At 56.4% G+C, this 6860-nt stretch carries 8 protein-coding genes; all 8 read left to right on the forward strand.

Annotation, left to right across the window (positions count from 1 at the left end; translation table 11 throughout):
* Positions 1–487 (forward strand): GerAB/ArcD/ProY family transporter (locus tag QJ48_RS33245; protein WP_157261835.1); only part of this gene is annotated, 487 nt, incomplete at its 5' end.
* Positions 488–549: 62 nt separating this feature from the next.
* Positions 550–885 (forward strand): antibiotic biosynthesis monooxygenase, encoded by a 336-nt coding sequence (locus QJ48_RS33250; RefSeq protein WP_054977585.1) that lies wholly within the window; start codon positions 550–552, stop codon positions 883–885.
* A 387-nt stretch (positions 886–1272) separates the two neighbouring features.
* On the forward strand, positions 1273–1602 hold the full coding sequence (locus tag QJ48_RS33255) for a hypothetical protein (RefSeq protein WP_157261836.1): 330 nt from the start codon (positions 1273–1275) through the stop codon (positions 1600–1602).
* A 100-nt stretch (positions 1603–1702) separates the two neighbouring features.
* Complete coding sequence (locus QJ48_RS33260; RefSeq protein ID WP_054977587.1) at positions 1703–2686, forward strand: phosphotransferase enzyme family protein; 984 nt, start codon at positions 1703–1705, stop codon at positions 2684–2686.
* Positions 2687–2716: 30 nt separating this feature from the next.
* Positions 2717–3730 carry a zinc-binding dehydrogenase gene (locus tag QJ48_RS33265; protein WP_054977588.1) on the forward strand — a complete coding sequence of 338 codons (1014 nt, stop codon included), beginning with the start codon at positions 2717–2719 and terminating at the stop codon, positions 3728–3730.
* Positions 3717–4412 (forward strand): DUF4274 domain-containing protein, encoded by a 696-nt coding sequence (locus QJ48_RS33270; protein WP_054977589.1) that lies wholly within the window; start codon positions 3717–3719, stop codon positions 4410–4412. Before QJ48_RS33265 ends, QJ48_RS33270 begins: the two co-directional genes overlap by 14 nt.
* 16 nt (positions 4413–4428) lie before the next feature.
* A complete protein-coding gene (locus QJ48_RS33275; RefSeq protein ID WP_054977590.1) occupies positions 4429–5736 on the forward strand; it encodes an SMI1/KNR4 family protein in 1308 nt (435 codons plus the stop codon).
* Positions 5737–5777: 41 nt separating this feature from the next.
* Positions 5778–6860: SMI1/KNR4 family protein (locus QJ48_RS33280; protein WP_054977591.1), on the forward strand; the 1083-nt coding region annotated here is incomplete at its 3' end.

The following is a 6860-nucleotide window of genomic DNA, read 5'->3' on the forward strand; positions in this document are numbered from 1 at the left end:
GTATCCGTTTCTGCAAAAGAAAGAAAGGGCGCCTCTTGGGGTGATAGCCGCCAATACGCTGGCTCTGCTTGTCTACTTGCTGCTCGACTTTACTTGTCTGGTGTTCTTCAGCCCGGACGAGATCTCGGAATACAACGAACCGGTGGTCAGCTTGCTGAAAGTGGTCGAATTTCCTTTCATCGAGCGCTTTGAAATCGTGTTTCTCGCGTTGTATCTTTTACTTATCGCTCTGACGTGGATTCCTTTTACGTACTGCAGCGTATACGCCACGAGCTGGATGCTGGGCAAGCCGGACCATCGGCCGCATCTGTTCATGTTTTTGCTGCTGCTCGTCGTGTCTTACGTCTTTTATCAGCCGACGTTCAACGACAACGACAAGATGATCGCTTTGATGGGCAGATTTGGAGCAGGCTTTGCCGTCGTATTTCCGCTTTTGCTATGGATGCTTGTTGCGGCTGCCGACCGATACCGGAGGACGGCCAGTTAATTGACAATGATAATCTTTATCAATATTATAAATATGGTAAGTTTATCTAGGGGAGTGATTCCATGTTTATTGAAATGAAAACGATTATCGTCAAAGAAGGAACCTCGGATTTGGTCGTTCAGCGCTTCAGCGGAGAGGGCGCGATTGAAAAATGCGAAGGCTTTATCGATTTGAGCGTACTTGTCAAGAAGGCGAGAAAAGGCGACGAAGAAGTCATTGTAATGATTCGCTGGGAGTCCGAGGAAGCGTGGAAGAAATGGGAGACCAGCGAGGTTCATCTCGAAGGGCACAGACAGGCAAGAGGCAAGCCGAAGCCGGAGCATATCCTCAGCTCGAGCCACGGAAACTACGAAGTGAAAACGTTCAAAGGACCGTATCAACAGCAAGCGCAAGCGTGACGGGCTCGCTCCCGTCCGTTCTATCGATTCGGAAACAAGCCTTCGGCTTAAGCTCCTCACGGGGCGCCGGAGGCTTTTTTGCTGCCCATATGCTGGAAAGAATCCCTCTGGACAATCGGGGCGGGCTCCATTACAGTTGAGAGGAATGACTTGACAAAAGGGGTTCGGGAAATGAAAAGCAAGCTCAAAAAAGTATTACTGCCTGTAATGGCGCTAGATCATGACTCCCGCTATTGCGGAAGGACCGTCCCAAGCGGCGGGACAGCAGCAGACGCTGCCTGAGGAAATCGCCTTCCCGATTCCGACGAACAATTATTGCAGCGCGGAACAGTCTCTGGATTTTTCGTTCCAATTATCAATGCCGGCAGCACGCCCGCAGATATTACGGTGTCCTTTTATCAACAGGACGGCACCAAGCTTACGACGGAAGGCACGTCCTACCAGGAGATCGGCTCCACGATCATTCCCGGCAAGCCTTTTACGCTGAAGGGCTATGCCACGGGGCTGTATCATATCAACTTTGGCAACCATCTCAAGTGCAATGGGCGCGTGTATCTGGGGAGAATCTTCGTCAACTCGGGCAAAGCCTCACTGCTTGCGAGAGGCTGGGTGAACACGAACGAAGCGGTTCAAAACGTCGAAGTGAACGGCAATCGGACGTTCGAGCTGGCTGCTGTGCCAACGCCGGCCGAAGCGACAGCGACCAAAGCAGAGTAGGTCAATCAAGTCAGTCCTTAGAGGAGCGTCGGTTTCGTTCAGGAGCCTGGCTCCTCTTTTTTGCAGGGTAAACTAATGGAAGATTTTGGGGGGGGTTGTTATGCGTGTCCGTTGGGACGACGAGAGCATCGCGAAGGAAGCTTTAAAGCAATTCCCGGTTCATGGGGAGCGGCTTGTTTACTTGGGGAAGAGCGATAATGTGACCTTTCAGGTGAAGACGAAGCAGGAAAGCTTGAACTATCTGATGAAGCTGCATTATGCTACGAAGGGAATCCATTCCAAAAAAACTGTCGAATCGGAGCTGCTTTGGCTCGAAGCGTTAGCCGCAGATACGACCTTGACGGTGCCTTCTCCGGTAAGAAACCGGGACAACGGGCTGACCACAGAGGTGGCCGTCAACGCGTCTGGGGAAAGCGTTATCGTCACGGTGCATCATTGGGTAAATGGCGAGCTTCTGGACAGGGAGCCGACACCCGGGAAAACTCGAAGCCTGGCTCAGCTCATGGCTGCGCTGCATCGGCATGCGATGGAGTGGAACGCTCCCGCAGGGTTCACCCGGCCGGTGTATGATACGGACAACGTGTTGTCGCTGCCCGGTCCGTTAAAACGGCTGCCGGAGATGAACGTCATTTCTGGCGAAGCGTATGCTTGCCTGGAACGGACCGCGCATAAAATCGTCGCCGGGCTGCAGCTGCAAACGGTGGCCAAGTCCACCTGGGGGCTGATTCATTCGGACCTGCACGAAAGCAATTACGTTTTCGATCAGGGCATTCCGAGGCCCATCGACTTTTCCGCATGCGGCTACGGCTATTATCTGTTTGACGTGGCCGAGACTTTTTTGCATCTTTCGCCGGAGAACCGGCGCGAATTTTTGTCCGCCTACCGGGAGGAACGGCAGATGCAGGAGTTCGATGCGAAGAGCCTGGACCTGTTTTTCGTCTGGGCGATTCTCCGAAACTTCGCTTTTCTCGCCAACAACCCTGCGGAGCATGCGTCGCTATCCGAGCTTATCCCCAGGGTGGCGAAAAGCTACTTTGAAAACTATTTGAAAGACGAACCGGTTCTGGGAATCGGAAACTATTAGAACATAATGAGGACAAAAGAGGTGACGGCTATGAAAGCTCTACTTCATTATGGTGCGACCGGCACGAACGGTCTGAGGCTCGAAGAAGTCGAAGCCAAGCATCCGGGACCCGGCGAGGTGAGAGTGCGGATCAAAGCGGCAGGGCTCAATCACCGCGACCTGTTCGTGCTCGCCCGAAGAACGGGAAGCGAACCGCCCTTTATTCCCGGCTCGGACGGAGCGGGAATTGTAGAAGCGGTCGGAAGCGGCGTCGATCACGTGCGCATCGGCGACGAGGTGATCATCAACCCGACCCTCGGCTGGCGTTATGCCAGCGAAGTTCCGGAAGTTCCGGACATTCTGGGAAGCCCGACGGACGGTACCTTTGCACAGAGTACTGTTGTTCCGGCGATCAATATAGAGCCGAAGCCGGCTTATCTTTCCTGGGAGGAAGCCGGTGTGCTTCCATTGGCCGCGTTAACCGCGTACCGGGCGCTGTTCACCCGCGGGCAAGTGAAGCAGGGCGAGCATGTGCTGCTTCCCGGGATCGGGAGCGGCGTAGCGACGTACGCTTTGGCCATGGCGAAGGCGGCGGGGGCAGAGGTCACCGTCACTTCCCGCGACGCGGGCAAACGCAACAAGGCGATGGAGCTGGGAGCCGATGCGGCCATAGACAGCCAAGGGGACTGGGGCGAAGCGCTTGAGGGCCGAAAAGTCGATCTCATCGTGGAGAGCATCGGACCGGCCACGTTTCCCCAATATTTCAAGGTGCTACGCCCCGGAGGACGTATTGTCAGCTTGGGCGCCACTTCGGGAGACACCGTGGAAATTCCGCTGCGGCCGTTTCTTTTTCCGCAATTCAGCTTTCTGGGTACCTCGATGGGAAGCGCCGAAGAATTCAAGCAAATGCTGCAGTTTGTGGACAAGCATCGCATCCGGCCGGTCTTGGACGAAACGTTTCCGTTAGCTGAAGCCGTTCGTGCCTTTCAAAGAATGGAGGAGGGCAGACAGTTCGGAAAAATTGCCTTGATTCCTGAAGAAGAGGTATACCATGCTACTGTTTGAAGCGATCAAAAACCGGTCGATGGCGGCACTCGAAGCCGCAGCGTCAACAGACGATGTGAACGGGCAGGACAAGTTCGGCCGCACTCCGCTGCACTACGTGATTACGCAAAAAGCGCCGATGGAGATGTTTGCGTTTTTGCTCGCCAAGGGAGCCGATCCGAATCTGGAAGACAAGCTCGGCTTGTCGGTGCTGGAAAAAGCGGTCAAATTCGGCAATAAGCAAGCGGTGGAGCTGCTGATCGCGCATGGCATCGAACTGGACCATCCGAAGGGGATTGCGCATACGCCTTGGTTTAAGGCGAGACATCAGCCGGAAATTGCCGATCTGCTGCTTGGCGCGAAAGGAGCCTTCCGGTTAACGTTGACGGAGGCGGAACGCGAGCTCGTCGATTCTTTGCTCTATTCGGAGAACGAGGAGCGCATGGTCCGGCTGCATCTGCTCAATACACCGGAGCTTCTGCACGCTTTTGTGCTGGAATTTAACTGGGATGACGACTTGGAGCCGATCGAGGCGATTGTACGACACCCGGAGTGCCGGGAAGCGACGGCTTACGAAATATATGACCTTGCGGACGGGGACTATTGGCTGGAGCGGGAGAAGACCGAGGATGATGACGAGCGGCAGTACATCGCGTTAATCCGTTATACGCTGGAGAGATTTCCGCAATTGAAGGTTACCTAAAGGAGAAGGCAGAAGCATGAGGGAGAGAGTAAAAGCATGGATCGATCGTTGGGACACGCTGCTGAAGCGCCTCGAAGCGCAGGGTGCAACGGTGCGCGAATGGGTCGTCGAGCCGGAGCCGGATGAGGAACGAATAAGGGAAGCGGAGACGCGCCTCGGAATCGGGCTGCCGCCGACCGTGCGCCGGATCCTTGCCGAAGGAGCGGGAAAAGTCACGATCTACTGGTATTTTGCCGAAGAGACGCTGTCTCCTTTTGAGTCGTCCGGCGAGCTGGCGTGGAGTCTCGATGCGTTCGAATGGCCGTATTTCGGCGACGACGAGCTGGAGGAGGAGAAACGTTATCTTGCTTTTCACGTGGCCGGCAACGGGGACTACGTGCTGCTCGATCTTGAAGGCGATCCGGACGATCCGCCGGTTGTCAGCTGGGGACATGAGACAGGCGAGTTTCTGCCGCTGGCCCCTTCGTTCACTGAATTTGTGGAGCGGGTAACGGAGCTGGCTTTGGTCGGCGCCGAGGATAGCGCGTACGAGCCGTTCTGCGGTCCGGACGGTCTGGATGTCGACGGGCCGAACGCGAAGGCATGGAAAGCTTGGCTGGAACGTTATTTGACGCTTACGTTGGAGGAGGCGGCGAAGGAGTTGCCGCTGCTCATCGACTATATTACGTTCCATGAGGCGGAGGATGCGGCAGTACGCGAAGCTCTCGCGTGCTATGAGCCTGCCGCCGTGCTGGAGGCATGGCTGTCCAGACTTGAGCGGGAGACGTACTGGGGTAACCAGGATCAGTTGTTCGGGTACATAGGTCAAACCGTCGGCGAAGCGGCCGCGGATTGGGTGCGTTCGCTCTGGTCGGACCAGCCTCCGGTTGAAGTGTCGAACCACAGCAGAGCGTATTTGTCGGCATGCTGCCTTCCGGGAAGCGAAGGGCTGGAACGAGTATTGGCCCGGCTGGAGCAGGGGGCACAGGACGGCAAAATCGACGGCTACAGCGCCAATGGCTTGCTGCGGTATTTCCACAGCCGGGACGTCATTCTGTGGGCGGAGTCCCGCGTTTCGTTTCCGTTCGGAGGCTGGGACGAGCTGTTCGCGGCCTCTGCGCCGCACTGGGAGGACGTCTGCCGATGGCTGGACGGGCATGAGGCCATGCGGCAGACGGCGCTGTCCGCACTTGGGAAGCTGTTCGCGAGAGGGGAAGTGCCGGAGGGCGAGCCAGATCGCAGTGAAATCATCCGTCTGCTGGATAAGGCCGAACAGGAAGCCGTGCTGAAGAAGGAAAAAGAAGCGGTTCGGCGGGTGACGGCGCAGTTGGCCGATTGGCGGTAACTGAGGCAGGACGACGAGACTTAGGCAAAGGGGAACGGAATGTGCAATCGCAGCTTAACCTACAGATCGAGCGTTTGAAGCAAATCTTATCTGCGCACGGGCAGCCGTTCGCGCCGGAAGCGGGCGCAAGCGAATCCGAGCTCCAGCGCCTGGAGGACAAAACGGGAATTCGCTTTGACCGGGATTTTACAGATTTTTACCGCTTTTCCAACGGCTCGGGGCACGCTTACTGGGGAGCGGTATTTCCGGACGGGGCGATTCCCGTTCATTTTTTACCGCTGGAAACTTGCGAGCAATATTGGCCGGAATTTGCGGAGCCTGACGAAGACGACGAGACGGACGGGGAGGTTCGGGGAGCGGACCGGGAAGCCTGGGATCCGCGCATCAAGCCGTATTACGAGCACAAATCCTGGTTTCCCTTCGCGACCTTGAACGGGTCGACCTTGGTCTATTACGATGCGGACCCGACACCTGCAGGAACATTCGGGCAAATTATCGTATACCAGCACGACCCGGATTTTGTTTACTATGCGGCCGGAAGCTTTATTGAATTTTTGCAGCAGTCCAACCAACTGCTGGAGGACAATGCCGCCGATTGGTTCGAAGATGAAAGCTTCGAGCACCCGATGTCGGCGTCGTTTCCTTCGGCTCCGCAGCTCCATCTTGCGGAATGTGTCGCATCGTCCGAGACCGTCTCTGCCGGTCCAAGTCCGGTGATGCAGGCGGATGCCCGCTCTTCGGAGCAGGCCGAAGCAGAAAAGCCCGGGCGGCCGCTCGCGGATGGGGACATCGCCGCGTTCGAGCGGAAGTACGGGCTGGCGCTTCCGCAGGATTACAAGGCTTTTCTGCTGCGCAGCAATGGCGGCCGGCCGGAGAAGCGGCGGTTTACCGTATTGAACGCGGCCATCAGCTCGCATGCGATGTACTATTTGCCGCTGGACGCTGCCGTCGAAAGAAACTTGGAGCGCTTTTTCGTCGAATTGAATCGGGGAGGCGTCATCCCGGGCGAGCTGCTGCCTATTGCAGCCACCCCCAGAGGCAGCTTTGTCTGCCTGGCGCTGACGGGGGCGAATCAAGGCTGCGTTTACTTTTGGGACCGGGATGAACAGGAATATGAGGAAGAG

Source organism: Paenibacillus sp. A3, from assembly GCF_001399685.1.
Taxonomy (GTDB): Bacteria; Bacillota; Bacilli; order Paenibacillales; family NBRC-103111; genus Paenibacillus_G.